Source organism: Pectobacterium parmentieri, assembly GCF_001742145.1.
Taxonomy (GTDB): Bacteria; Pseudomonadota; Gammaproteobacteria; order Enterobacterales; family Enterobacteriaceae; genus Pectobacterium; species Pectobacterium parmentieri.
Genome location: NZ_CP015749.1, coordinates 3908368 through 3931893 on the forward strand (window position 1 = coordinate 3908368; position 23526 = coordinate 3931893).

Consider the following 23526-nt stretch of genomic DNA (forward strand, 5'->3'; position numbering starts at 1 on the left):
GTTCGCTCAGCGGCTGCGATGGTCAGTCGTTCCCCAAATGATTCAGTAACGCAGTGATGAGTGATTCAATATCAGATCATTTAATACCCGAAAGTACTGGCGTTTTAAACATGTGGCTCAGCGTTTCCCGTTGCTTCTTCCGTAGACTGGATATTTTCCCCCGTATTGCCAATTCCATGATGTCATTTCTTGAAGTCGTTATAAATAGGGTTTACTTGAAGTCAAATGACTTCTTTCAACATTAAAAAATCCCAAAAAAAAACCCTCCATCATGGAGGGCAAAAAGACAGGGATGGTGTCTATGGCAAGGAAAAACAGGGTGTGTACCTACTACACATTTACTACTCGGACTGCACTACGCTTACAGACTACTTACTACACTACTACTCGGGACTATCTGTCTCAGTATGGTTTGTCGTACCTGGTGGTGGCGCGGCCATCTGATTAAACATGGATATCTGCTGCTGCATCTCTTTCATACGTTGCTTATGCTTCAGCTCTAAAATGTCTTTCTGCGCTGGCGTCAGCAGGTTATACATTTGGTTGCGCACTCGGGTCATCTGAATCTGACGCTCAATCTGCACACTCATCATTCGGGTTATCTGCGCTCGCACTGCCGCTTCATCAAACGTTTCCGCCGTCACCAACTGATGCATGGCTTTAACATCGTCGGTATTAAACGCCGGTTTGTCCTGACGGCTCTGGTGCATCAAATCACGCATTTGCTGGCGCTGTTGCTCCGTCAGCCTCACGCCATCGAACATACCTTGCTGGCTGGATGCGCCTTTAGCGGCGGAATCATCACTATGCCAGCCGCTCACCAGAGCATCCCCATTCTCTGCTGCAGAGGCGGTAAAAGTGCCTAACATAAGCAGTGAAGCAAGAGATAAGGTTGCGAACTGTTGCATCAATAACTCTCCAGAGCGGTACGTCATTTTGTGAATCAATGAGCATGAGTCTACGCATCTTGCTGCAAACATCCGTCAGAGGATGTAAAACTACGTAAAGTCATGGAATAGCGCTAATCTATGTCGTATTTTGCCCTTGGAGGTAGAGAAAACATGAATAAAATTCTGTTGGTTGATGACGATAAAGAGCTGACCGCTTTATTGAAAGAGTTGCTCGAAATGGAAGGTTTTAACGTCGTTGTCGCCTACGACGGCGAGCAGGCGTTACAGATAGTCGATAACACCATTGACCTGTTATTACTGGATGTGATGATGCCGAAGAAAAACGGTATCGATACATTAAAAGAACTACGGCAACAGCATCAAACGCCGGTCATCATGTTGACCGCTCGCGGCAGTGAATTAGATCGCGTTCTTGGCCTGGAGCTGGGTGCCGACGATTATCTACCGAAGCCCTTTAACGACAGGGAGCTGGTGGCACGCATTCGCGCGATCCTCCGACGCTCCAACTGGACCGATCAACAGCAGGCGGGTGATAACAGCGCACCGACGCTGGAAGTCGACGGCCTGCGTCTGAACCCCGGACGGCAGGAAGCCAGCTTTGACGATGTTGTACTGGATCTAACGGGCACCGAATTCACGCTGCTCTACCTGCTGGCACAGCGGCTGGGACAGGTGGTTTCGCGCGAGCATTTAAGTCAGGAAGTTCTGGGGAAACGGCTGACGCCGTTTGACCGCGCGATCGACATGCATATCTCGAACCTGCGGCGTAAATTGCCAGAACGTAAGGACAGTTTACCCTGGTTTAAAACGCTGCGTGGACGAGGCTACTTGATGGTATCGGCTGCATGATCAATAGTTTGACCGCCCGTATCTTTGCCATTTTTTGGTTAACGCTGGCGCTGGTACTCATGCTGGTTCTGATGGTGCCCAAGCTGGACTCGCGCCAGCTTACCGCCTTGCTGGAAAATGAGCAGCGGCAGGGCATCATGCTGGAACAGCACATTGAAGCAGACCTCGCCAACACCCCTGCCAACGATCTGCGCTGGTGGCTACGGCTATTCTGGGTGCTGGAGAAGTGGGCTCCACCAGGACAGCGCCTGTTTCTGGTCACCAGCGAAGGACGGATCTTTGGCGCAGAGAAACATGAAACGCCAATCGTGCGTAATTTTATTGGATTGTCGGATAACGCCGATCACCCGCAAAAGAAAAATTACGGCCGCATTGAGCTTCTCGGTCCCTTTGCCGTCCGGGATGGTGATGACAACTATCAACTTTACCTGATTCGTCCTGCCAATAGCCCGCAGTCAGATTTCATTAGCCTGCTGTTTGACCGCCCTTTGCTGCTGCTGATTTTCACTATGTTGATCAGTTCACCGCTATTGCTCTGGCTCGCCTGGAGCCTGGCGAAACCCGCGCGTAAACTCAAGCACGCCGCCGATGAAGTCGCCAAAGGTAATTTACGCCAGCATCCTGAATTGGAATCTGGCCCGCAGGAATTTCAGGCGACGGGCGTCAGCTTTAACCAGATGGTCAGTGCGCTGGAACGGATGGTGACCGCACAGCAACGTCTGCTGTCAGATATCTCTCACGAGCTGCGCACACCGCTGACGCGCTTGCAACTGGCAACGGCGCTGCTGCGTCGGCGTCAGGGAGAAGGCAATGAGCTAAATCGTATCGAGACGGAAACCCAGCGGCTCGACAGCATGATTAACGACCTGCTGGTGCTGTCACGCAATCAGCACAAGAACGAACTGACCCGCGAGTTCTTGCATGCCGATGAACTATGGGGCAATGTGCTGGACGATGCCGCCTTTGAAGCCGAGCAGGTGGGTAAAACGCTGGAAGTCCCTTACCCTCCAGGGCCGTGGATGCTCTTCGGCAACCCCGCCTCACTCGACAGCGCACTGGAGAATATCGTGCGCAACGCGCTGCGTTATTCTCACAGCCACATTGAAGTCGCCTTCTCGGTGGATAATCAGGGCATCACCATTAAAGTGGATGACGATGGCCCCGGCGTTAGCCCGGAAGATCGTGAACAGATTTTCCGTCCTTTCTATCGAACAGATGAAGCGCGTGACCGCGAATCTGGCGGAAGCGGTTTGGGACTCGCCATCGTCGAAACGGCGATTACACAACACAAAGGGTGGGTAAAAGCGGAAGACAGCCCGCTGGGTGGATTGCGCTTAATCATCTGGCTGCCGTTGCATCAACGGTAAATCAGACAACCTCTTTCCTACCGCTACATCCTCTCAGGTGCCCGCACGGGCACCTGCCACGTTCTGTTTATCTCCCCAGCATTGAGTTTTTTACACGATTGCGTAGAGTGATCCCACTCATGCCGAAAACAGGTAAGACCCGTGTTGAATGAAGGATACCAACCATGAAAGGAGTAACGCTGCTGGCTGGCGTACTGACCGCGTTAATGAGCAGTCAGGCATTCAGTTCCAGCGATGGAGCCTGCGGATTTTCCGACTCAGAGTGTGGCATGCCTGCTCTGCCTTATCTGCAGCCGGGCAATGACACACGCGCTAACCTGATGTTGCTGCAAAGCCGCCTCCACAACATGTCGCTTCCGTTACCTCATCCTTTGCCCGATCAAACGCGTTCACGTATCGACCCTTTCACGGCCTATCGAGTCATGGGGATTGCGGCGACGGAAACGCCTCAGACATCAGAGGCAGGAGAAGACGTCACGGCTGATGCCCCTTACCTCTCGACGCTCAACAAAGCGAAGCAACTGAATCTTCCTTTGTCCGTTCAGGGCACCGTCTCCACGTTTTCACCTGACGACAATGAAGGACGGCATATTTCCAATGCGCTCTCCACATTGGAAGCGTTTTTTGACGTCCTGCTGGCAGACAAACAGCTCACCGGGGAACAGCGCACGCTGCTGGCACATCAGCGAGTGAATATCCTCAACCCACTGTATACCAAAGAGGCGCTGAACGAGGGTCTTGTCAGCCTGCCGGACGAAGGACATGCTGGCGCGCTCATGCAATATCTGTTTGCGGCACTGGCGTTTTATCAGGGCCACTTTGATGAGGCAGAAAACGGCTTTCAGGCGTTAACGTCTTCGTCACAGCCGTGGGTAGCGGAAACCTCGCGCTACATGTTGATTCGCGTGGCAATTAATAAAGCCATGGAAAACGCGTTAGATGAGTACAACATGTTCGACGCCAGTAAAGCCGATAAAGACACGGCGCAACTGGCCGTTAAGCGTATTGATGATTATCTGAAACAGTATCCAGAGGGGCAATACATCGATTCCGCTAACGGGCTATATCGCCGCGCTTACTGGATCATGAACGATATGGATGCCTTAGCGAAAACGTACCAACATGAGCTGGACAACACCGCCGATATCGAAACCCTTCTTGAATTGAGCGATGAGATCGACAACAAGCTGCTGGAAAATAGGCAGTTCACCAGCGCACCAGGCAGCGCGCCGTTGACGATGGTGCAAGATCTCAAACGCTTGCGTTCAGACGAAGGCTGGCTGGCATTACCCACCTTATCCGCCGACGAGTTGGCTACGCAGAAACCGCTGTTTGAGCAAGGTAATATGCAGGAAGCGTTCAGCTACCTTCAGGCCGCCCAGTTGTTTTATACTCAAAAAGATTACGCAGCCGTAGTTAACAGCGTTCCCATGACACAAGCGAACGATCTCACTGATACTGTGCGTTTCAGCCTGCAAGTATTACGCGGCCGAGCGCTGGTGCGTCTGGAACGCTGGGATCAGGCGGAAGCACACTGGCGTCAACTGTTAACGCAAAAAATGGGGTATACCCAAAATCAGTTCCTGCAATTAGCGCTGGCAGAAACGCTGGTTAAAGCGGGCCACCCGGAGCGCGTCTTTGCTGCCGATAGCCCGGTGAAAAACCTGCGTTTCCGTTCCGCCGTGCTGAAGATTAGCGCCAACGCCGATTTGCTCCGTCAGCAAACAGGCCCACAGCAGAGCCATGAAGAGCGGGCTATCGCGCTGCATACGCTGTTAACCAAATCACTAACCCACGGTGATTACGCCAGCTATCTCAAAGATGTTCAGTTGCGAAAAGACATCGCACCGCTGGTCAGCAGCGAAAATCAAAGCTGGAATCAGGAAGATTTAACGGCCTTTGATTGGGACGGCAGCGACACCGAGGAAGACTATCAATGCTCGGCACTGGATAGCGTAGTCGCAACGCTGAACCAGCGCCCCAATGACGCCCGTGCGACTAACTGCCTCGGCGAATTCTTCCTGCGTACTAATAACAGTGTGGGCTTCGATTGGGGTGAAGGCAGTATGTTGAGCGGACTCACCAACGCGCCAACGCAATTCGTCGGTGCCGAATATAACCGTCTGGATGGTTATATGAAGGTGATCGCCGATCCGAAAGCGCCACCGGAAGACAAAACCTACGCCCTGTATCGCGCGGTCTACTGCTATGCGCCGAGTGGCTATAACGACTGTGGCCCACAGGAAATCAGCAAGGCAACCCGCAAAGCCTGGTTTACTCAACTGAAAACCAAATACAAAGGCAGCGTGTGGGCAGACAAGCTCGATTATTACTGGTAACGCCGTCAATCGTGCTGGCCTGCCTACTCTCGTTTTGTACGCAGGCCGCCCCCATTAACGCTGCACCTTCAACCGTCAACGCGGCGAACGCCACCGTCGACGCGACGCGTTATCAGGATTTTTGGCTATGGGCCGCCGTGCGGCCACAACCAATTCTGCATCAGGCACAGACGCTGTATCTGCATCAGGGAGAGGTCGCCCGCCGTCAGGGCAACGTCGTTTTCCTGCGTCAGGGAATTCCGCCCAGCCAACTGCGCGTTAACCGCGTCTGGCTGGCTTTCCGTATGACCACGCTGGAGTTGTCCGATCGCCACCTGAACCGGATGCTAACATTACGGGAAAAGTGGCAACGCCACGATAATCAGGTTGTCGGAATTCAGATAGATTTTGACGCGAAAAGCTATCAACTTGCGGGCTATGTCGCGTTCTTAACACAATTACGCGAGCGTTTACCCGAAGATTGTCAGCTCAGTATCACGGGGCTGCTCGACTGGTCGAAAACGGGGGATGTCTCCGCACTGAATCGCTTACAGGGCAAGCTGGATGAAGTGGTAGTGCAAACCTATCAGGGACGCAACACCATTACCAACTACGCCGAGTACCTGCCCGCGCTGATGAAGCTGACCCTGCCGTTCCGGCTAGGGCTGGTACAAAACGGCAAGTGGGAAAAACAGTGGCAGCAGCGCCTTGCCACTTCACCGTATTATCGCGGGGAAGTGGTCTTTCTGGTGAACCCACTAGCGAAGAAATCACCACCGCGCAGCAGTAAGACTGAGTGACTATATGTAGCTACATTGTGGCTACATATAACTACAGGCACCCGCCGAAACCATTCTGCCGCCAGGCTTCATAGCTAATGATTGCCACGGCATTGGACAGATTCAGGCTGCGGCTATCGGACTGCATGGGAATGCGGATACGGAAATCCGACTCGAAGCCGTTGCGAATCGCATCGGGCAACCCTGATGTTTCCGATCCAAACAGCAGTACATCGCCCGGCTGATACGTCGGCTGGTCATAGGGACGGCTACCTTTGGTAGTACAGGCGAAAATGCGCTGGCCGGGAATCGCAGCCAGAAAATCCTGATAGTTCTTATGGCGGCTGACCTTCGCCAGATCGTGGTAATCCAGCCCTGCACGGCGCAGTTTCTTCTCTTCAAAATCAAACCCCAGCGGTTCAATCAAATGAAGCGTACAGCCGTTGTTGGCCGCTAATCGGATGATATTGCCGGTGTTTGGTGCAATTTGCGGTTCATAGAGCGCGATATGGAACATGAGATAACGTCAGCCACGAAGAAAAATTCCGCCGCAGTATAACGCATTCCAACGGGGTGACCCAAAACCTGTGCGCACAGGAATGCGGATGATACTGCACCCATGTCGATCGCTTAAGAACCGAGATGCACGAAGCGTGGTATCCCTACGGGAACCGCATCCTCGTATTTCTCCTAAAAATGAGCTTAAGTCATCAGCATCATCTTACTTTACACGACGTTTCCATCCGCAGCGATTACACTTGAACTCACGGACAAAAGTGGTCCTTTTCGTTCCGCAAATGGCTTATCTACAGGCCGAAGGCTTGTGTGGAGGTTTAATGAAACACCCTAAGACGGCATTGGTCTGTGCTGCCCTGTTCTGCCTGCCGCTTCTGGCGAGCGCCAACGCAACGCAAGCGCCCACGCCTCAGCAGCAGTTTGAAAATGGCATCAGCAGCCAGAAACAGCTACAGCAAAGCATGCAGCAGAGCCAACAATTGCAGCAGCAACGGCTGAATCAGCAACTCCAGCAGCGTAACCAGCAATTGCAGCAACAGCGCCAGCAGCAGCTACAGAAAGATTTACAGCGGTCACAGAGAACCACACCGCCACCGCCCATTCGGCAGACCCCCTGATGCGACGGTAGCCTTATAACCGCACGCCCATCAGCGTCAGAATCAACGGCGTGGTTAAGGCCGCCATCGCCGTTGATAGCAGCAGGCTTGATGCCACCGGGCCGCCCAGTACATCAAACTGACGTGACATCAGATAGACATTGACGCCCACCGCCATCGACCCCAGCAACACGACCGCCCGCGTCTCCATCTCCGGCAGGCCCAGCGCGACAGCAATCCCCCAGATCACCAGCGGCTGGACCAGCAGCTTGATGGTACAAATCGCGGTACTAATCTGCCAACCGTCACGCACGCGGTATTCCGCCAGCCCCATCCCCAGCGCCACCAGCGACAGCGGCGCGGCAATCTGCCCCAGCATGGCAAGCGGCTGATCGACATACGACGGCAGCGGCAAACCCGTCAGGCTGAATACCGTCCCGGACAGGATGCCGATAATCAGCGGGTTCTTCAGCACGCCCAGCGCGGTTTTGGTAAAGCCCTGTAGCGACAACGCGCCGTTACGCGCCCATTCCACCGACACCGTCACCAACGTCCACAAAATAAGCCCGTTAAACACCACCACCAGCGCCACGGACGGGATTGCTTCTTCGCCCAGCATCAGCGTGGCAATCGGCAACCCCAGCATCACGTTGTTGGAGAAGATGCCGCTCAGCGCAAACAGCGAGCCGGAGACGCCATCGAGATGAAAAACTTTGCGCGCCACTATGCGACCAAGGACAAACACCAGCAGACAGCCGCCGAAAAAAGCGATCAGCAGTCGAGCATCCACCACCGGACGTTTGGAGAAATCCGACATCAGACGGAACAGCATCGCGGGCATGGCGACGGAGAAGACAAAGCGCGTCATGCCGTCGGTCACGGTGGTCGGCCATTTACCGTAGCGAATCAGGCTATAACCGAGCGCGATCAGAACAAAGAGGGGTAACGACAGAAAAATCTGGTGCCAAAGCGAAACAATAAATGCGGGCATGACGCCACTTCCTTATTACCGGCACCAAGTCAGAAAGGGGATCCGTTATTACGGAGATATACCCTAAATAATTCGAGTTGCGTGAAGGCGGCAACTGCGAGAATCCCCAGGAGCTTACTCAGGTAAGTGACTGGGGTGAGCAAAGGCAGCCAACGCACAAGCAGCTTGAAGTATGACGGGTATAAGGCAGACCTCAGCCGGTCGCGAAGTTAGCCCCAATTAAATCTATCCGGTCAGTACAGATACAGTCAACGCCCCAATCCAGCAAAGTTTGCGCGCGATCGGTTTGGTTAACGGTATAAACCAGAATGCGCAAGCCCGCCGCTTTCAGATCCGCGACACGTTCCGCCGTCAGCAGTGTGTGATTCAGGTGGATGGACACACACCCCAGACGCAGTGTTAACGCCAACCACTCTTCTTCCCACTCATCCAGCAACAATCCACGCGGCAGTTCTGGTGCAGCCTGCTGTGCTGCTTCCAGGGCGTCGATAGAGAATGATGACAGCAGCGGCGCGGCGGGATGATCGGCCCATAGCTGACGAGCCGCCAGCGCAATCACCCGCCCGGTTTCGGTTTCATATCCGGTGGTGGGTTTAATCTCGATATTGGCCGCCATGCCGTACTGCACGCAGCGTTTTGCCACTTCTGATAACAGCGGCAGACGCTCGCCGACAAATTTATGACCGTACCAGCCGCCGACATCCAGCCCGACCAGTTTGTCCCACGGCAGTTCTCCAGCAATACCCCAGCCGTTACTGGTGCGCTCAAGCGTGTCATCGTGTAAAAGGAAAATCTGGCCGTCCTGCGACAGCTTGGCGTCAAACTCGATCATCTTGTGACCGAGGCTAGCGCCGACATCAATCGCCGCCAGCGTGTTTTCCGGTGCCAGTGAACCGCCGCCGCGATGGGCGACAATTGTCGGGTAAGGCCAGATTGTTTCCATTATTCCATCCGTAATCCGCTTTGCGAATCAAACAGGTGCCATGATGACGTCGGCAAATGCAGCCAGAGCGTCGAGCCGATGGCGGGACAGTGTTCATAAGAGAGTCGTGCAATCACGTTTTGCCCGCCCCACTTACCGTGCGCTAAATTGTCCGCACCCAGCAGTTCGAGTGTTGAAATCTGTAACGGGATACCACCGGTTTCACGTGTCGCCAGTTGAATATGCTCTGGTCGTACCCCCAGCGTCAATGCCTTACCGCGCCATTGCGGCTTCGGTTCAGGCAGCGCCAGCGCGATGTCTTCGCCGATTTCAAAGCGGCAGCCATCATCACTAATGCGGCCCGACCACAGGTTCATGGCCGGTGAGCCAATAAAGCTGGCCACAAACAGCGATGCGGGACGACGATAAATATCAGCCGGTGCGCCGATTTGTTCAGCGATACCTTTATTCATCACAATGACGCGCTGCGCCAACGTCATCGCCTCAACCTGATCGTGCGTGACATACAGGCTGGTGGTTTTCAGGCGCTGATGCAGTTGTTGCAATTCCAGCCGCATCTGTACGCGCAGTTTGGCATCCAGATTCGACAACGGCTCGTCAAACAGGAACACCGCGGGTTCACGCACAATCGCCCGCCCCATTGCCACGCGCTGACGCTGGCCACCGGATAACTCACGCGGCTTGCGTTGCAACAGCGGCATCAGTTCCAGAATGCGTGCCGCATCTTCTACGCGCTCGCGGATCTGCGTCTTGCCGAAGCCACGAATTTTCAGGCCGTAAGCCATGTTGTCGAACACATTCATGTGCGGATAAAGCGCATAGTTCTGGAACACCATCGCAATACCGCGATCTTTTGGTTCCAGATCGGTGACCCGCTGGTTATCAATGTAGATATCGCCGCTGGTGGTGCGTTCGAGGCCTGCTACCATGCGCAGCAGCGTCGATTTACCACAGCCCGACGGCCCCACCATCACCACGAATTCGCCGTCCGCGACGTCCAGATCGATGGGCTGGATAATCTGTGTTTTGCCATCATACGACTTGGTGACGGCCTGAAGTTTTAAACATGCCATAAGCGTTTCCGAAATTCGTCTCGATAAATCGCTGCTAAACCTGACGAGCGGTGCGGTGATAATGGGTAGATCGTAAAGACGCTGTGAATACATCCCTGTACGCTCGGATTGCGCCATCCATGGCGCAAACGCTTTACTCTTCTATCCCATTATCACCGTTCTCATTCTATGAAGAGGTTTACCAACGGTGTGACCTATTTATTTTTCGCTGTCGACCAGACCGCGAACGAACCAACGCTGCATCAGTAGCACCACCAGCAACGGTGGCAGCATGGTCAGCAGCATTGCGGCCATCACCTGATTCCACTGGGTCGCGCCATCGCCGGAGGCAATCATGCTTTTAATCCCAGCGACAGCGGTGCCCAAATTGGCATCGCTGATAATCAGCAGCGGCCACAGGTACTGGTTCCAGCCATAGATGAACGTGATCACAAACAGCGCAGCCAAATTGGTTTTCGACAGCGGCAGCACCATGTCGAAAAAGAAGCGCATCGGGCTGGCACCATCGATACGCGCGGCTTCCATCAGTTCATCCGGCAGCGTCATAAAGAACTGACGGAATAGGAACGTTGCAGTCGCCGACGCCATCAGCGGCAGCGTTAAACCGGTGTAGCTGTCCATCATGTCCAGCCGTGCGATCACTTCCACCGTCGGGAAAATACGCACTTCCACCGGCAGCATCAGCGTCAGAAAAATCATCCAGAAGAACAAGTTACGCAGCGGAAAACGAAAATAGACGATGGCGTAAGCGGACAGGATCGATACGGTGATTTTTCCTACCGTAATCGCCAGCGCCATCACGAAGCTGTTAAGCAGCATCAGCCCAAACGGCGTGGTGTTGTTGCCCGCACCGTGCAGCCAGATATAACGCAGGTTTTCCCACAGGTGAGAACCGGGGATGAGCGTCATCGGCGCCTGAAAGACTTCCTGATTATCCAGCGTGGCAGCGACAAACCCCACGTACAACGGAAACAGTACGGCGAGGATGCCGACGATCAGCATGACGTGGCTGAAAATATCTAACCCGCGACGATTCTCAATCATTGCCATCGACCTTCATAGATTCACCTTCATTGATAATTCACCTTCCGTTCCACAAAACGGAACTGAATAACGGTCAACCCGATCACCAGCAGCATCAGTATCACCGACTGCGCCGCCGAACTGGACAGATCCAGCCCTGCGAAGCCCTCACGATAAATCTTGTAGATCAGCGTAGTCGTCGACTGTACCGGTCCACCGCCCGTCGCGGCATCGATAATCGGGAAAGTATCGAAAAAGGCATACACCAGATTGACGACCAGCAGGAAGAAGCTCACCGGCGAGATCATCGGCAGCACCAGATTGAAGAACCGCCGCACCGGTCCTGCGCCATCAATCGCGCCCGCTTCCACCAGCGAACGGGGGATCGATTGCAGCGCAGCAAGGAAGAACAGAAAGTTATAACTAATCTGTTTCCAGACTGATGCCAGTACGACTAAAAACATCGCCTGCCCGCTGTTCTGCGCGTGGTTCCACGTATAGCCCAGCAGCCCGAGAAAATGGGTAATCAGCCCTAGTCCGGGGTTAAACAGAAACATCCACAGTATGGCGGCGACGGCAGGTGCCACGGCATAGGGCAGGATGATCAGCGTCTGATACAGGCGGCTGGCACGAATGACATAATCCACCAGCGCGGCCAGAAAGAGTGAAATCAGCATGCCAAACCCAGCCACCAGAAAGCTGAATATCAGCGTGGTATAAAACGAATCAAGGTAGTAAGGGTTAGTGAACAGTTGCCTGAAGTTTTCCATGCCGACGAATTCACTGGATAACCCAAACGGGTCCAGATTCTGCACCGAATACCACAGCGCCTGACCAGCCGGCCAGATAAAGAAAATCACGGTAATCAGCAGTTGGGGCAACACCAGCACATAGGGCAACCAACTGCTGCGAAAAACGGGGCGGGATGATGTCATGCGGTAACTCATTGCAAACAGAAAAGAAACAGGCCGATTCCCTTCGGCCCGGTATTACTCAACAACAGCGTATTACTTCGTTGACTGCTCGAAGCGGCGCAGCAGCGCGTTACCGCGTTCTACCGCACTATCCAGCGCCTGCTGTGACGTCTTCTTACCTGTCCATACGCTTTCTAATTCTTCATCCACGACGGTACGAATTTGCGGCATGTTGCCCAAACGCAGACCTTTGGTGAACGACAACGGTGGCTTGTTCAGCATCTGACGCGTAGCAATATCCGCGCCGGGGTTTTTCTCGTAGAAACCCTGCTTCTGCGTCAGCTCATACGCCGCTTTGGTGATCGGCAGGTAGCCGGTTTTCTGGTGCCATTCAGCGGCATTTTCCGGTTCAGCCAGGAACTGCATGAATTCAGCGACACCTTTATAGGTCGCGGCATCTTTACCGCCCATCACCCACAGGCTGGCCCCACCGATAATGGCGTTCTGCGGTGCGCCTTTCGCATCGGCGTCATACGGCATCATACCGACACCATAGTTGAATTTGGCGTGCTGGCGGATATCCGCTAATGACCCAGAAGACGCGGTCGTGATAGCGCAGTCACCGTTGTAGAATTTCTCGGTCGACTCATCCTTGCGCCCGAAGTAGGTGAAATCACCCTTCTTGTTCATGTCCTGCAATAGCTGGATGTGTTTGACCTGCGTAGGCTTATTGAATTCCAATACCGCATCGGTGCCGTCAAAGCCGTTATTCTTGGTCGCAACGGGTAGACCGTTCCAGGCACTGAAGTTTTCAATCTGAATCCAGCCCTGCCAGCCGCTAGCGTATCCACATTTCATCCCGGCTGCGCGCAATTTGGCGGTGTAGTCAGCCATCTGTTGCCAGGTTTTCGGCGGCTGTTCTGGATCTAAACCGGCTTTCTTGAAGGCATCTTTGTTGTAGTACAGCACGGGGGTCGAGCTGTTAAACGGCTGCGACAGCAGGCGGCCGCTCTTCGCATCGGTGTAATAACCGGAGACGGTCGGCACAAACACCGACTCATCGAAATTAATGCCAGCGTCTTTGAACACTTCAAAGACAGGCTTGATGGCTTTACTTGCCATCATGGTGGCGGTACCGACTTCATAGACCTGCAAAATGGCGGGTGCATTCCCCGCGCGGTAGGCCGCAATCCCAGCAGCCAGGTTCTGTTCGTAGTTGCCTTTGTAGACCGGTACAATTTTTACATCGCTGTGTGCTTGGTTAAAACGGTCAACCAGAGAATTCACTTCTTTCCCTAACTCGCCTTCCATAGAGTGCCAGAAAGGAATTTCTGTCGCGGCCTGCGCACTCGCGCTCATCAGCGCGAATGCCACACACGCCGCAGCGGTGCGAATAGCATGTGTTTTACGAGTTGTGTTGTTGAACATGCCTGTCTCCTGCAATCGATTAAGTTCGCCATCATCACGGCGTTTTTTATGCGAAGGTAAACATGACACGGGTGCATGACAGAAAAATAACTGGAAGATGACGGAAAAGTGACAGAGGAAGGAGGTCTTCTTATTGGCTACTAAGTAGGCTGTTCTGTGCTACCATCTGTGTTAATAGATAACACAGGAGGTTTTTATGCCTAGAACGACAAGTATTACGATCGGCGAACAACTGGATGATTTTGTCTCCAAATTAATAGATAGCGGTCGCTATAGTTCTACCAGTGAAGTCATCAGGTCAGCGCTTCGTCTTCTTGAACAACAAGAATCCAAAACAGAGGCTCTGAAAAAAGCGATTTATGCAGGGGAGCAAAGTGGAGAAAGTTCGTTGACGCTGCGTGAAATTGCGGCAAAAAAGAAGCGCGAACGGAATGTATAAACTCTCTAATCTTGCAGCAGAAGATTTCGCAGGCATCTTTGAGTACACATTGATCAACTACGGCATCAGTCAGGCTGACAATTATACAGAGTCGCTAGAGAATACGCTGATTCTGCTAGCAGAATCCCCTTATATAGGCCAAGAGTACCCTGAAATTAGCCAAGGTGTGCGCCGATTCGATCATAGGCAACACGCTATTTTCTACCGCATACGAGAAGAAGATCTTCTTATCATCCGAATCCTGCATCAGCAAATGGAACCTATGTGCCACTTTTTTGATATTTAAAAAGTGGCTAAATAAGGATGTATTCAATCAATAGCATGCCACCAAGAACAATTATCAGTAATGGCTCTGGTGCTGTTATTCCCATGGCGATTGACGACACATAAGATCGTTAATGCGGGCATGACGCTCTGCGGTGATAGGCGCATCCAACTCGGCCAACAATCCATCAAACTGTTCGTTGTCCAGAATAAACAAACGTTGATCCAACAAGATGTCCTGCGCCTCGCGGCAGGCTGCTTCAAGCATAAAGTCGGTACGTGATTTTGACACAAGGTTTGCAGCCATATCGAGCAAATCCCGTTGGGAGGCTTTGGCTCGAATATTGATTGGCGCTTCTTTAGTTTCAGGTTTCATCATCATGCCTGTGTAGTGAATCTCTATACAACCCTACATGACGTGTACAAAAATGCTACACACCGGAACATCACCATACATTCAAACGCGCTTGCTGCTGTATTCAGGGCTATTTTCAAATGACATCAACGATAACGGTTTTAGGATCGAGATACTTAACAGTATGCTCATTCTTCTTTTCATATATCTAAAACATTCGCATAAACAACACCCTCACCCCGCCATGAGCACTTCAACTCCCATTTTACCCAAGGCTTCTTTAGCAGCAGCCGGTAGACCAGCGTCTGTGATGATGCTGTCGAATACGCTAAGCGGCGTGGCGAGATGGGTGGCGATGCGGCCATATTTTGAAGTGTCACACAGCAGTACGCGTTTTCTGCTGGCTTCCACCGCCGCACGTTTCACCACCACTTTGTCTTCGTTGGGCGTGGACAACCCGCGCAGGCTCCATGACGAGGCAGAGATAAACGCGATGTCGATAAACAGGTTGCGCAGCGCCTGCGCCACGGCTTCCCCAACGCAGGAACGGTTTTCCCGACACAGCGTGCCGCCGGTGTGGATCATGCGGCACTGGCTGGATTCAATCAGGAAAGCGGCAATCGCAAAATCGTTGGTGACAATCAGAAGATCGTCGCGTTCTGCCAGCTCGCGTGCCAGCGATAGCGTGGTCGTGCCCGCATCCAGATAAATGCAGCTATTCAACGGAATGTGCTGCGCCGCCAGTTTACCCATCGCCGCTTTCTGCTGGCTGAACATCACCGATTTATCCTGATGCGATGGCTCAATGGCTAGCCGTTCAGGCGAACGCACACCGCCGGAGACGCTCAGCAGCAGGCCGTCCTGCTCCAGTTTTTGCACATCGCGCCGCACCGTCATATGTGACACGCCCAGCCGCTCGATCAGTTCGTTAATACTTACTGCGCCGCGCTCGGCAATCAGCGCCAGAATCTGTTGATGACGTTCTACTGGAATCACGCTGTCCTTTCCCTGTTTGATCAATGCTAATCAGATAAAATCGGTTTGGTAAAGATTGTGAGAAACACCCCATTTAATGACGATAATTACCATAAATTCACGCTACAAGCCACGTCAGACATAACAGCCTTCATCATTTCATCATACCAAAATAAACATAAGAAATTGATAAATATACAAAATAAACAAGATCACATATCAAATGATGTTCCGCTACACTGAATCATCACGATCTCAATGTTAATTTATGTGATAAAAATCACCATAATTTGTTCTGGTAGTCCTTATATTTAACACCAGAGAACAAAAAATCACTAATTTTAACAAGGCAACCACGATGAAAAAGACTTCTGATTATGCTGTCGCCGTTATCGGTCTGGGTTCCATGGGCTTTGGCGCTGCGGCGTCCTGTATCAACGCGGGCCTGACAACATACGGTGTCGATATCAACGCGCAGGCACTGGAGCGGTTACGTCAGGCAGGTGCGGCGCAGACCGACACACGTATTGATGCCTTCGCTGACAAGCTGGATGCCGTCGTGCTGCTGCTGGTGAACGCCGCGCAGGTGAACGGGATTCTATTCGGTGAACCGCAGGTCGCCGCTAAGCTCAAGCCCGGCACTGTGGTCATGGTGTCTTCCACGATCTCCGCGCAGGATGCCAAAAATATCGAGCAGCGTCTGGCCGAACATCAACTCATCATGCTGGATGCACCGGTATCCGGCGGTGCAGCGAAAGCCGCCGCAGGCGATATGACGGTGATGGCATCGGGTTCCGATCTGGCGTTTGAGAAGCTGAAGCCGGTACTCGATGCCGTAGCGGGAAAGGTCTATCGCATCGGTGAAGACATCGGACTGGGTGCAACGGTTAAAATTATCCACCAGTTGTTGGCAGGCGTACACATTGCTGCCGGCGCAGAAGCGATGGCGCTGGCCGCCCGTGCCGATATCCCACTGGATATCATGTATGACGTGGTGACCAATGCCGCTGGAAATTCCTGGATGTTTGAAAACCGCATGCGCCACGTTGTCGATGGCGACTACACGCCAAAATCAGCCGTTGATATCTTCGTCAAAGATCTGGGATTGGTCACCGACACGGCCAAATCACTCCATTTCCCGCTGCCGCTGGCCTCCACCGCATTCAACATGTTTACCGCCGCCAGCAACGCTGGGTTCGGTAAAGAAGACGACAGTGCGGTCATCAAAATTTTTAACGGCATTACGCTGCCGGAAAAGAAGGAGGCACCATGATCAAGCTAGGTGTGATTGCCGACGATTTTACCGGTGCCACAGATATCGCCAGCTTTCTGGTCAACAACGGGCTGCCGACCGTGCAACTCAACGGTGTACCGCCGTCCGATTTTAAGGTCGACACGCAGGCCGTGGTGATTAGCCTGAAGTCGCGTTCCTGCCCGGCGGAACAGGCCGTGGCGGATTCACTTAAGGCGCTGGCGTGGCTGCAACAGCAGGGCTGCCAGCAGTTCTACTTTAAATATTGCTCTACCTTCGACAGCACCACGAAAGGCAACATCGGTCCGGTAATCGATGCGCTGTTAGATCAGCTTAGCGAAACGCAAACCATCATCTCTCCAGCGCTGCCGGTGAACGGAAGAACCGTTTATCAGGGGCATTTATTCGTGATGGATCAATTGCTGTCCGAGTCTGGAATGCGCCACCATCCGGTCACGCCAATGACAGACAGCAACCTGATGCGCGTGATGGAGCAGCAGGCAACCGGGCGCTGTGGACTGGTGCCGTATGCCGTGATGGATCAGGGTGCAGAGGCCGTCAAACAGCGGCTGGCGCAGTTGAAAGAACAGGGTATGCGCTATGTGGTGCTGGATACGCTGAACGAGCAGCACCTGCTGACGCAGGGCGAGGCGCTGCGCGACATGAAGCTGGTCACCGGCGGCTCCGGTCTGGCGATTGGTCTGGCACGCCAGTGGGCGGAGTCCGCGACACAAACCGGTTCCGCCACCGAGGCGGGGAAACCACAATCCGGTGCAGGCGTTGTGCTATCCGGCTCCTGCTCAGTGATGACCAACAAGCAGGTCGCTCACTACCTGAAACAGGCGGCGGGTCGTGCCATTGACGTCGCCCGCTGCTTAGCAAGCGATGACGCTCAGAAAGCCTATGTGCAGGAGTTGGCTGACTGGGTAAAAGCACATCGTGACGACGCGCTCGCGCCGTTGCTGTATGCCACCTCGTCACCCGACGAACTGGCGCAGATTCAGCAGCGCTGGGGGGCGGAAGCCAGTAGCCAGGCAGTAGAACAACTGTTTGCCGCTGTCGCTCATCAGCTTCAGCAGGATGGCTTTCAGCGTTTCATTATCGCGGGTGGGGAAACCTCCAGCATCGTGGTGCAAACGCTGGGTATTCACGCGTTCCATATCGGGCCGTCTATTTCTCCCGGCGTGCCGTGGGTACGTTCTACCAATCATCCGCTTTCGCTGGCGTTGAAATCCGGCAACTTCGGTGATGAAGACTTTTTTGCCCGCGCCCAAAAGGAGTTTGCCGCATGAGTGAAAAACACCACAGCACTGAAGCAGTGCTGAACAGCGAGCAGCGCGCACGCGCGGACATGGTCAAGCTGGGCGCATCCTTTTTCCAGCGTGGCTACGCCACTGGTTCGGCTGGCAATCTCTCGCTGTTACTGGATGACAGCACGCTACTGGCAACGCCAACCGGCTCCTGCCTCGGTGAATTGGATGCCGAGCGGCTGTCCAAAGTCAGTCTGAGCGGTGAGTGGATTTCCGGCGATAAACCCTCGAAAGAGGTCAGCTTCCATCTGTCGATTTACCGTAACGACCCCGAATGCAAAGCGATCGTTCACCTGCACAGCACCTACCTGACGGCGCTCTCGTGTCTGGAAGGGTTGGATACACAGGACGCCATCAAGCCGTTCACGCCTTACGTGGTGATGCGCGTCGGTAAAGTACCCGTCGTCCCTTATTACCGCCCCGGCGACGCGCGACTCGGTGAAGATCTGGCAAAGCTGGCCTCGCGTTATAAAGCGTTTTTATTGGCTAACCACGGCCCGGTCGTCACCGGTAAGGATCTGCGAGCGGCGGCGGACAACATGGAAGAGCTGGAAGAAACCGCCAAGCTGATTTTTATTCTCGGTGACCGAAAAATTCGCTACCTCACCGCTGACGATATTGCCGAGCTCTCTTGATGAGCCGAGGAGTTAACCATGCCTAAGTTTGCTGCCAATCTTTCTATGCTGTTTACCGACGTGCCGTTTCTCGATCGCTTTAAAGCCGCTGCCGATGCGGGTTTCACTTCGGTCGAGTACCTGTTTCCTTATGAATATCCGGCATCGCTGCTGGCGGAAAAGCTGCGGGAAAATGGCTTGGAGCAAGTGTTGTTCAATACCGCGCCCGGCAATATCGCCGCAGGCGAGTGGGGCGTGTCTGCCCTGCCCGACCGTGTTGAAGATGCGCACCGGGATATTGATAACGCTCTGGAATATGCACTGGCGCTGAATTGTCCTTCGGTGCTGGTAATGGGGGGCGTCGTTCCACCCGGTGAAGACCGTGCAGCCTATCAGCAAACCTTTATCGATAACCTGCGCTACGCCGCCGATAAGTTTGCGCCGCACGGTATCAATATCATGATTGAGGCACTGAGCGCGAAGGTGAAACCGAATTATCTGTTCGCCAGTCAATATCAGGCGCTGGAATTAGCTAATCTGATCGACCGGCCGAACGTCTATATCCAGTTGGATTTCTTCCACGCGCAGATTGTCGATGGCAACCTGACGCAAATTATCCACGATTTGGATGGCCGTATCGGACATATTCAAATTGCCTCTGTTCCTGCACGGCATGAACCCGATGAGGGGGAAATTAATTACCCGTTTATCTTTGCCGAATTGGATCGCGTGAATTATTCCGGCTGGATTGGCTGTGAATATAACCCACGAGGCAAAACGGAAGACGGGCTGGGATGGGTTAAACCCTGGCTGGAAAAATAAACCATCGCGGCAATGCATTACTATTTTATAAAAAAGCAAACACCAGAGACACCTTGATAAAATACGAGAAAAGGTCAGGTTCCCGCATTATTTTAATGTGGGAATCAGGTCATCCTTTTCTTCAAATAAAACAATAACCCAACACCTTTTCAGCCTCTGAATTGAAAATAATGGGTCAATGAGGATAAGAACATGGCCACCTCGCTCTTACTCTGCATCGCTATCGCCGGGGTATTACTCCTGCTGCTGATGGTCATTAAATTTAAAATTCAGCCCTTTGTCGCCCTGCTGGTTGTCAGTTTACTTGTTGCCTTAGCAACCGGTATTCCTACTGCTGAGGTGATGAAAGTGATTACCTCCGGCATGGGCGGTATTCTCGGTTCGGTGGCAATTATTATCGGCCTCGGAGCCATGCTCGGCAGGATGATCGAAGTGTCCGGCGGCGCGGAATCCCTGGCACACCGCTTTGCCCAATTAATGGGACCGGGATTAATGGTGGCCGCATTAACCATTGCCGCCTTTATTCTTGGTATTCCGGTCTTTTTCGATGTCGGCTTTATTATTCTCGCCCCGATTATTTACGGCTTTGCGAAAGTCGCTAAAGTTTCCCCGATTAAATTCGGTTTGCCCGTCGCAGGCGTGATGCTGACGGTACACGTTGCACTGCCGCCCCACCCTGGCCCAGTCGCCGCGGCTGGCCTGTTGAATGCGGATATCGGTTGGCTGACCATCATCGGCCTGCTGGTGTCGATTCCAGTCGGCATCATCAGCTACTGGGCAGCCAAAGCCATGAACCGCCGCAAATATGCGCTTTCCGTCGAGGTACTGGAGCAGCTACAGTTGGCGAAGCCGGAAGACAGCACACCGGATACGGCACCCGTCTCTGCCCCCTCGGCTGGGCTGATCGCCGCGCTGATCGCCATACCTATCGCCATCATTATGCTCGGCACCGTGTCTGCAACCATTTTGCCAGCCGGACATCCCGTGCGTAACGTGATGTCACTGGTTGGATCTCCCGCTGTGGCGCTGCTGATTGCACTGGCATTAGCGTTCTGGCTGATCGCTCTGCGTCGCGGTTGGTCGTTGGAAAAGGCCAGCGGTGTCATGGGCGATGCCATGCCTGCCGCAGCGATGGTCATTATGGTGACCGGTGCCGGTGGTGTGTTCGGCAAGGTGCTGGTGGAGTCAGGCATCGGTAAAGCGCTGGCGGATACGCTGACCAGCATTCATCTGCCGCTGGTGCCTGCCGCATTTATTCTGTCGTTGGCGCTGCGTGCCTCACAAGGTTCTGCCACCGTCGCCATTCTCACCACCTGTGGCCTGCTGAGCGAAGCCGTCAGCAGCCTGAACCAGATGCAGTTGGTGCTGGTGACGCTCTCTGCCTGCTTTGGTGGGCTGGGCCTGTCGCACGTTAATGACTCCGGTTTCTGGATCGTCACCAAATATCTGGGGCTATCCGTCGCCGATGGCCTGCGTACCTGGACGGTGTTAACCACTCTTCTCGGGCTGGCCGGGTTCCTCTTTACCTGGGCGCTTTGGCTGGTCATGTAAGCTTTTCAACGTTTCACTACGGAAAACCGCCGATATTCAGCGGTTTTCCTCGTTATGCCAAAAAATACGCCCGTTTTACTCTTATATTCCACATCTGCCTATCCATGTGCTGCCTTTATAATGTGCTCATGGCAAGGGACAGCGTGCTCTCCTGCCAGGCAAGTCTGCATAATACATACACTATGTCATCAACAGTGCATGTCATCAGAAATACGTCCTATTCCTGACCTATCGTAGATAGCAGCCCAATCCATGAGGCTAAGCCTGTATCAATCGATGAAGAATAATAAAGGAACACTATGAATTTTTTAGCAAAAATGAAGCTTGGCACCATGCTGGGTTCTGGCTTCGCCTCTGTCATTATCATCGGTCTGATGGTCGCCGTTCTGGGTCGCGTACACCTCGCTAATCTGGGTAAGGATATTGAATCACTCTCTGAAAAAAATCTGACCAACCTGCTTCTCATTCAGGACACCAAAAGTGGTTTTGAGGTTGTCGCCCGTGTAGTCCGTAATATCGGTCTCTCACAAGACAACGCCCGTATACAGGAAGAAAAACGCCTGTTTGATCAGCAGATTACCCGAAATAATGAAGCGCTGGCGAAAGTCTATAAACAGCTTGCCGAACCGGAGGCTCGTGATCTGCTGGAACAACTCACACAGGCACGGCCGGTTTATCTGCAAGCGGTGAATAAGGCCATTGCATTAAGCCTCTCCGGGGTGCCCGAAGAAAAAGTGCAGGCAACATTAGTCATGGTCAATGAAATGCCACCCGCACAGGCGTCCGTTTTCGCGGCTCTGGACGGGCTGACTGCGTTGCAGAAAGAGCAAACGATGAAAATGACGACCAACGCTATGAATAAAGCCAAGGATGATGGAAATATGCTGCTGCTGTTTGCTGCGTTCTCAGTATTCATCGGGATTTTTATCTCCATTCTGATCACCCGCACGATAAAGAACCTGCTGGGTGGCGAAGTGACTTACGCCGCACAGATCGCCCAAGCGGTTGCGCAGGGAAATCTGGCTGTCGCGATCAATCTCCGCTCTGGAGACGATCGCAGCGTGCTAGCAGCAATGGATGGTATGCGTAAAAGCCTGAGCAGTATCGTTGAACAAGTGCGTGAGAGCAGTGAATCTATCGCAACCGGCGCCAGCCAGATCGCCGCAGGCAGCACCGATCTCAGCCAGCGCACGGAAGAACAGGCGGCCAACCTGCAACAAACCGCCGCCTCAATGGAAGAGATGAGCCAAACGGTACACCAGAATTCGGATACGGTACGTAACGCCGCTCAACTGGCGCAGGCCGCCAGCAACACTGCCGCTAAAGGCGGTGAAGCCGTCAGCAATATTGTTGTTACCATGCAAGAAATCACCAACAGCTCACACAAAATTGGTGACATCATCAGCGTCATTGACAGCATCGCCTTCCAGACTAATATTCTGGCGCTCAATGCCGCAGTAGAGGCTGCACGAGCGGGTGAGCAAGGCCGTGGTTTTGCCGTGGTGGCGGGCGAAGTGCGCTCGCTGGCACAGCGCTCCGCCACCGCCGCCAAAGAGATTAAAGCGTTGATCGACCACAGCGTCGAGAAAGTCGAGACGGGTTCTGTTCTGGTCAGCAATGCGGGAACGACGATCGAAGAATTAGTGCGTCAGGCTCGACACGTTGCCGATCTGATCGGCGAAATTGGCGTCACCACGCAGGAACAAGAGTCCGGCGTCTCACAGATTCATGATGCCGTTAACCAACTCGATCAGGTGACGCAACAGAACGCCGCGCTCGTTGAGCAATCCGCGTCTGCTGCCGATAGCCTGAGCGATCAGGCAGCCCATCTGGTAGAGCTGATGAAAGTCTTCATCGTTGACGGCGGAACGTCGCAGCGCATTGCGCCCGCGTTAAAAAGACCCTCAAGCGCAAAGCTTTCCCTAACGAACCATAAAAGCGGTACAGGAAACCACAGTCAAAACTGGGAACAGTTCTAATTACCCACAGGGGGATGCCACGCATCCCCCTGCTTATATTCTTTCACCTCCCGCCACACACAGCATTTGCCGTTTTTCCTCATCATCGTGCGCCATGCCACAGCAGTAAGAATTAAAATCAATGTTTTCCCCAAAAATGCCGATATTTCAGACTGAACGGGTCAGTTATTCACCTAAAGGATCGGGAACCACGCCAGTACATTGCTTCCTGAGAATAAAAAAACTCACGTAATAACGATATACCTTTTAAATAGGTC

The 23526-nt window shown here is 53.2% G+C and carries 23 protein-coding genes; 13 read left to right on the top strand and 10 right to left on the bottom strand.

All coding sequences use genetic code 11. The features are described from left to right. Window positions 1-383: 383 nt before the first annotated feature. On the bottom strand, window positions 384-908 hold the full coding sequence (cpxP, locus tag A8F97_RS17735; protein WP_033072352.1) for a cell-envelope stress modulator CpxP: 525 nt from the start codon (window positions 906-908) through the stop codon (window positions 384-386). Between the two features lie 153 nt (window positions 909-1061). On the opposite strand from cpxP, the gene cpxR reads away from it, so the two are divergent. From cpxR to A8F97_RS17755, 4 genes are all read left to right on the top strand, one after another. After that, window positions 1062-1760, top strand: a complete 699-nt coding sequence (gene cpxR / locus A8F97_RS17740; RefSeq protein ID WP_005976473.1) for an envelope stress response regulator transcription factor CpxR — start codon at window positions 1062-1064, stop codon at window positions 1758-1760. After that, entirely contained in the window at window positions 1757-3127 is a 1371-nt protein-coding gene (gene cpxA / locus A8F97_RS17745) for an envelope stress sensor histidine kinase CpxA (RefSeq protein WP_012821973.1), read from the top strand. The genes cpxR and cpxA overlap by 4 nt, the downstream gene beginning before the upstream one ends. 164 nt (window positions 3128-3291) lie before the next feature. After that, entirely contained in the window at window positions 3292-5466 is a 2175-nt protein-coding gene (locus tag A8F97_RS17750; RefSeq protein WP_012821972.1) for a PA5441 family protein, read from the top strand. After that, on the top strand, window positions 5436-6245 hold the full coding sequence (locus tag A8F97_RS17755; RefSeq protein ID WP_012821971.1) for a DUF3142 domain-containing protein: 810 nt from the start codon (window positions 5436-5438) through the stop codon (window positions 6243-6245). The genes A8F97_RS17750 and A8F97_RS17755 overlap by 31 nt, the downstream gene beginning before the upstream one ends. Before the next feature lie 31 nt (window positions 6246-6276). Here the strand turns inward: A8F97_RS17755 and A8F97_RS17760 are convergent, their stop codons facing one another. Continuing rightward, on the bottom strand, window positions 6277-6741 hold the full coding sequence (locus A8F97_RS17760) for a tRNA (cytidine(34)-2'-O)-methyltransferase (RefSeq protein WP_012821970.1): 465 nt from the start codon (window positions 6739-6741) through the stop codon (window positions 6277-6279). A 319-nt stretch (window positions 6742-7060) separates the two neighbouring features. Here A8F97_RS17760 and A8F97_RS17765 point away from each other — a divergent pair, with 319 nt between their 5' ends. After that, window positions 7061-7357 (top strand): hypothetical protein, encoded by a 297-nt coding sequence (locus tag A8F97_RS17765; RefSeq protein ID WP_025919976.1) that lies wholly within the window; start codon window positions 7061-7063, stop codon window positions 7355-7357. A gap of 13 nt (window positions 7358-7370) precedes the next feature. Here the strand turns inward: A8F97_RS17765 and A8F97_RS17770 are convergent, their stop codons facing one another. The 6 genes from A8F97_RS17770 to ugpB all read right to left on the bottom strand — a co-directional run bounded on the left by A8F97_RS17770 (window position 7371) and on the right by ugpB (window position 13708). Continuing rightward, the gene (locus tag A8F97_RS17770) at window positions 7371-8327 is read right to left on the bottom strand and encodes an AEC family transporter (protein ID WP_012821968.1); all 957 of its coding nucleotides are present in this window, start codon (window positions 8325-8327) and stop codon (window positions 7371-7373) included. A gap of 193 nt (window positions 8328-8520) precedes the next feature. Beyond that, window positions 8521-9270: a glycerophosphodiester phosphodiesterase gene (gene ugpQ, locus A8F97_RS17775; RefSeq protein WP_033072353.1), complete on the bottom strand. Its 750-nt coding sequence runs from the start codon at window positions 9268-9270 to the stop codon at window positions 8521-8523. Continuing rightward, window positions 9270-10343 carry a sn-glycerol-3-phosphate import ATP-binding protein UgpC gene (locus tag A8F97_RS17780; protein WP_033072354.1) on the bottom strand — a complete coding sequence of 358 codons (1074 nt, stop codon included), beginning with the start codon at window positions 10341-10343 and terminating at the stop codon, window positions 9270-9272. Before A8F97_RS17780 ends, ugpQ begins: the two co-directional genes overlap by 1 nt. A 198-nt stretch (window positions 10344-10541) precedes the next feature. After that, window positions 10542-11387 carry a sn-glycerol-3-phosphate ABC transporter permease UgpE gene (gene ugpE / locus A8F97_RS17785; protein WP_014698433.1) on the bottom strand — a complete coding sequence of 282 codons (846 nt, stop codon included), beginning with the start codon at window positions 11385-11387 and terminating at the stop codon, window positions 10542-10544. Between the two features lie 26 nt (window positions 11388-11413). After that, window positions 11414-12301 (bottom strand): sn-glycerol-3-phosphate ABC transporter permease UgpA, encoded by an 888-nt coding sequence (ugpA, locus tag A8F97_RS17790; protein WP_033072355.1) that lies wholly within the window; start codon window positions 12299-12301, stop codon window positions 11414-11416. Between the two features lie 72 nt (window positions 12302-12373). After that, on the bottom strand, window positions 12374-13708 hold the full coding sequence (gene ugpB / locus A8F97_RS17795; RefSeq protein WP_012821963.1) for a sn-glycerol-3-phosphate ABC transporter substrate-binding protein UgpB: 1335 nt from the start codon (window positions 13706-13708) through the stop codon (window positions 12374-12376). Between the two features lie 196 nt (window positions 13709-13904). Here ugpB and A8F97_RS17800 point away from each other — a divergent pair, with 196 nt between their 5' ends. Together A8F97_RS17800 and A8F97_RS17805 are read left to right on the top strand one after the other, a co-directional pair. Next, window positions 13905-14147, top strand: coding sequence for a type II toxin-antitoxin system ParD family antitoxin (locus tag A8F97_RS17800; RefSeq protein WP_012772867.1), 243 nt, complete (start codon window positions 13905-13907; stop codon window positions 14145-14147). Then, window positions 14140-14433, top strand: coding sequence for a type II toxin-antitoxin system RelE/ParE family toxin (locus A8F97_RS17805; RefSeq protein WP_012772866.1), 294 nt, complete (start codon window positions 14140-14142; stop codon window positions 14431-14433). Before A8F97_RS17800 ends, A8F97_RS17805 begins: the two co-directional genes overlap by 8 nt. Window positions 14434-14508: 75 nt before the next feature. Here the strand turns inward: A8F97_RS17805 and A8F97_RS17810 are convergent, their stop codons facing one another. Together A8F97_RS17810 and ygbI are read right to left on the bottom strand one after the other, a co-directional pair. Then, complete coding sequence (locus tag A8F97_RS17810; RefSeq protein WP_012821961.1) at window positions 14509-14787, bottom strand: type II toxin-antitoxin system TacA family antitoxin; 279 nt, start codon at window positions 14785-14787, stop codon at window positions 14509-14511. A gap of 213 nt (window positions 14788-15000) precedes the next feature. Beyond that, a complete protein-coding gene (gene ygbI / locus A8F97_RS17815) occupies window positions 15001-15762 on the bottom strand; it encodes a DNA-binding transcriptional repressor YgbI (protein WP_014698428.1) in 762 nt (253 codons plus the stop codon). Window positions 15763-16099: 337 nt separating this feature from the next. Between ygbI and ltnD the strand changes: the two genes are divergently transcribed. From ltnD to A8F97_RS17845, 6 genes are all read left to right on the top strand, one after another. Next, the gene (ltnD, locus tag A8F97_RS17820; RefSeq protein ID WP_033072356.1) at window positions 16100-17014 is read left to right on the top strand and encodes an L-threonate dehydrogenase; all 915 of its coding nucleotides are present in this window, start codon (window positions 16100-16102) and stop codon (window positions 17012-17014) included. Beyond that, window positions 17011-18285: a 3-oxo-tetronate kinase gene (otnK, locus tag A8F97_RS17825; RefSeq protein ID WP_033072357.1), complete on the top strand. Its 1275-nt coding sequence runs from the start codon at window positions 17011-17013 to the stop codon at window positions 18283-18285. The genes ltnD and otnK overlap by 4 nt, the downstream gene beginning before the upstream one ends. Beyond that, window positions 18282-18938, top strand: a complete 657-nt coding sequence (gene otnC, locus A8F97_RS17830; RefSeq protein ID WP_033072358.1) for a 3-oxo-tetronate 4-phosphate decarboxylase — start codon at window positions 18282-18284, stop codon at window positions 18936-18938. Before otnK ends, otnC begins: the two co-directional genes overlap by 4 nt. An 18-nt stretch (window positions 18939-18956) precedes the next feature. Next, on the top strand, window positions 18957-19739 hold the full coding sequence (gene otnI / locus A8F97_RS17835; protein WP_014698424.1) for a 2-oxo-tetronate isomerase: 783 nt from the start codon (window positions 18957-18959) through the stop codon (window positions 19737-19739). A gap of 192 nt (window positions 19740-19931) precedes the next feature. Further along, window positions 19932-21290: a GntP family transporter gene (locus A8F97_RS17840; RefSeq protein WP_033072359.1), complete on the top strand. Its 1359-nt coding sequence runs from the start codon at window positions 19932-19934 to the stop codon at window positions 21288-21290. Between the two features lie 299 nt (window positions 21291-21589). Next, window positions 21590-23269 carry a methyl-accepting chemotaxis protein gene (locus A8F97_RS17845; protein ID WP_033072360.1) on the top strand — a complete coding sequence of 560 codons (1680 nt, stop codon included), beginning with the start codon at window positions 21590-21592 and terminating at the stop codon, window positions 23267-23269. Window positions 23270-23526: the final 257 nt, after the last annotated feature.

Bases quoted from the DNA above. Each gene is read 5' to 3' on its own strand.
- cpxA (WP_012821973.1), top strand. From the start codon at position 1,757: ATGATCAATAGTTTGACCGCCCGTATCTTTGCCATTTTTTGGTTAACG.
- ugpQ (WP_033072353.1), bottom strand. From the start codon at position 9,270: ATGGAAACAATCTGGCCTTACCCGACAATTGTCGCCCATCGCGGCGGC.
- A8F97_RS17770 (WP_012821968.1), bottom strand. From the start codon at position 8,327: ATGCCCGCATTTATTGTTTCGCTTTGGCACCAGATTTTTCTGTCGTTA.
- otnI (WP_014698424.1), top strand. From the start codon at position 18,957: ATGCCTAAGTTTGCTGCCAATCTTTCTATGCTGTTTACCGACGTGCCG.
- A8F97_RS17840 (WP_033072359.1), top strand. From the start codon at position 19,932: ATGGCCACCTCGCTCTTACTCTGCATCGCTATCGCCGGGGTATTACTC.
- A8F97_RS17845 (WP_033072360.1), top strand. From the start codon at position 21,590: ATGAATTTTTTAGCAAAAATGAAGCTTGGCACCATGCTGGGTTCTGGC.
- ugpB (WP_012821963.1), bottom strand. From the start codon at position 13,708: ATGTTCAACAACACAACTCGTAAAACACATGCTATTCGCACCGCTGCG.
- cpxR (WP_005976473.1), top strand. From the start codon at position 1,062: ATGAATAAAATTCTGTTGGTTGATGACGATAAAGAGCTGACCGCTTTA.
- ltnD (WP_033072356.1), top strand. From the start codon at position 16,100: ATGAAAAAGACTTCTGATTATGCTGTCGCCGTTATCGGTCTGGGTTCC.
- otnK (WP_033072357.1), top strand. From the start codon at position 17,011: ATGATCAAGCTAGGTGTGATTGCCGACGATTTTACCGGTGCCACAGAT.
- cpxP (WP_033072352.1), bottom strand. From the start codon at position 908: ATGCAACAGTTCGCAACCTTATCTCTTGCTTCACTGCTTATGTTAGGC.
- ugpA (WP_033072355.1), bottom strand. From the start codon at position 12,301: ATGACATCATCCCGCCCCGTTTTTCGCAGCAGTTGGTTGCCCTATGTG.
- A8F97_RS17760 (WP_012821970.1), bottom strand. From the start codon at position 6,741: ATGTTCCATATCGCGCTCTATGAACCGCAAATTGCACCAAACACCGGC.
- A8F97_RS17765 (WP_025919976.1), top strand. From the start codon at position 7,061: ATGAAACACCCTAAGACGGCATTGGTCTGTGCTGCCCTGTTCTGCCTG.
- A8F97_RS17800 (WP_012772867.1), top strand. From the start codon at position 13,905: ATGCCTAGAACGACAAGTATTACGATCGGCGAACAACTGGATGATTTT.
- A8F97_RS17780 (WP_033072354.1), bottom strand. From the start codon at position 10,343: ATGGCATGTTTAAAACTTCAGGCCGTCACCAAGTCGTATGATGGCAAA.
- A8F97_RS17810 (WP_012821961.1), bottom strand. From the start codon at position 14,787: ATGAAACCTGAAACTAAAGAAGCGCCAATCAATATTCGAGCCAAAGCC.
- A8F97_RS17805 (WP_012772866.1), top strand. From the start codon at position 14,140: ATGTATAAACTCTCTAATCTTGCAGCAGAAGATTTCGCAGGCATCTTT.
- A8F97_RS17750 (WP_012821972.1), top strand. From the start codon at position 3,292: ATGAAAGGAGTAACGCTGCTGGCTGGCGTACTGACCGCGTTAATGAGC.
- ugpE (WP_014698433.1), bottom strand. From the start codon at position 11,387: ATGATTGAGAATCGTCGCGGGTTAGATATTTTCAGCCACGTCATGCTG.
- otnC (WP_033072358.1), top strand. From the start codon at position 18,282: ATGAGTGAAAAACACCACAGCACTGAAGCAGTGCTGAACAGCGAGCAG.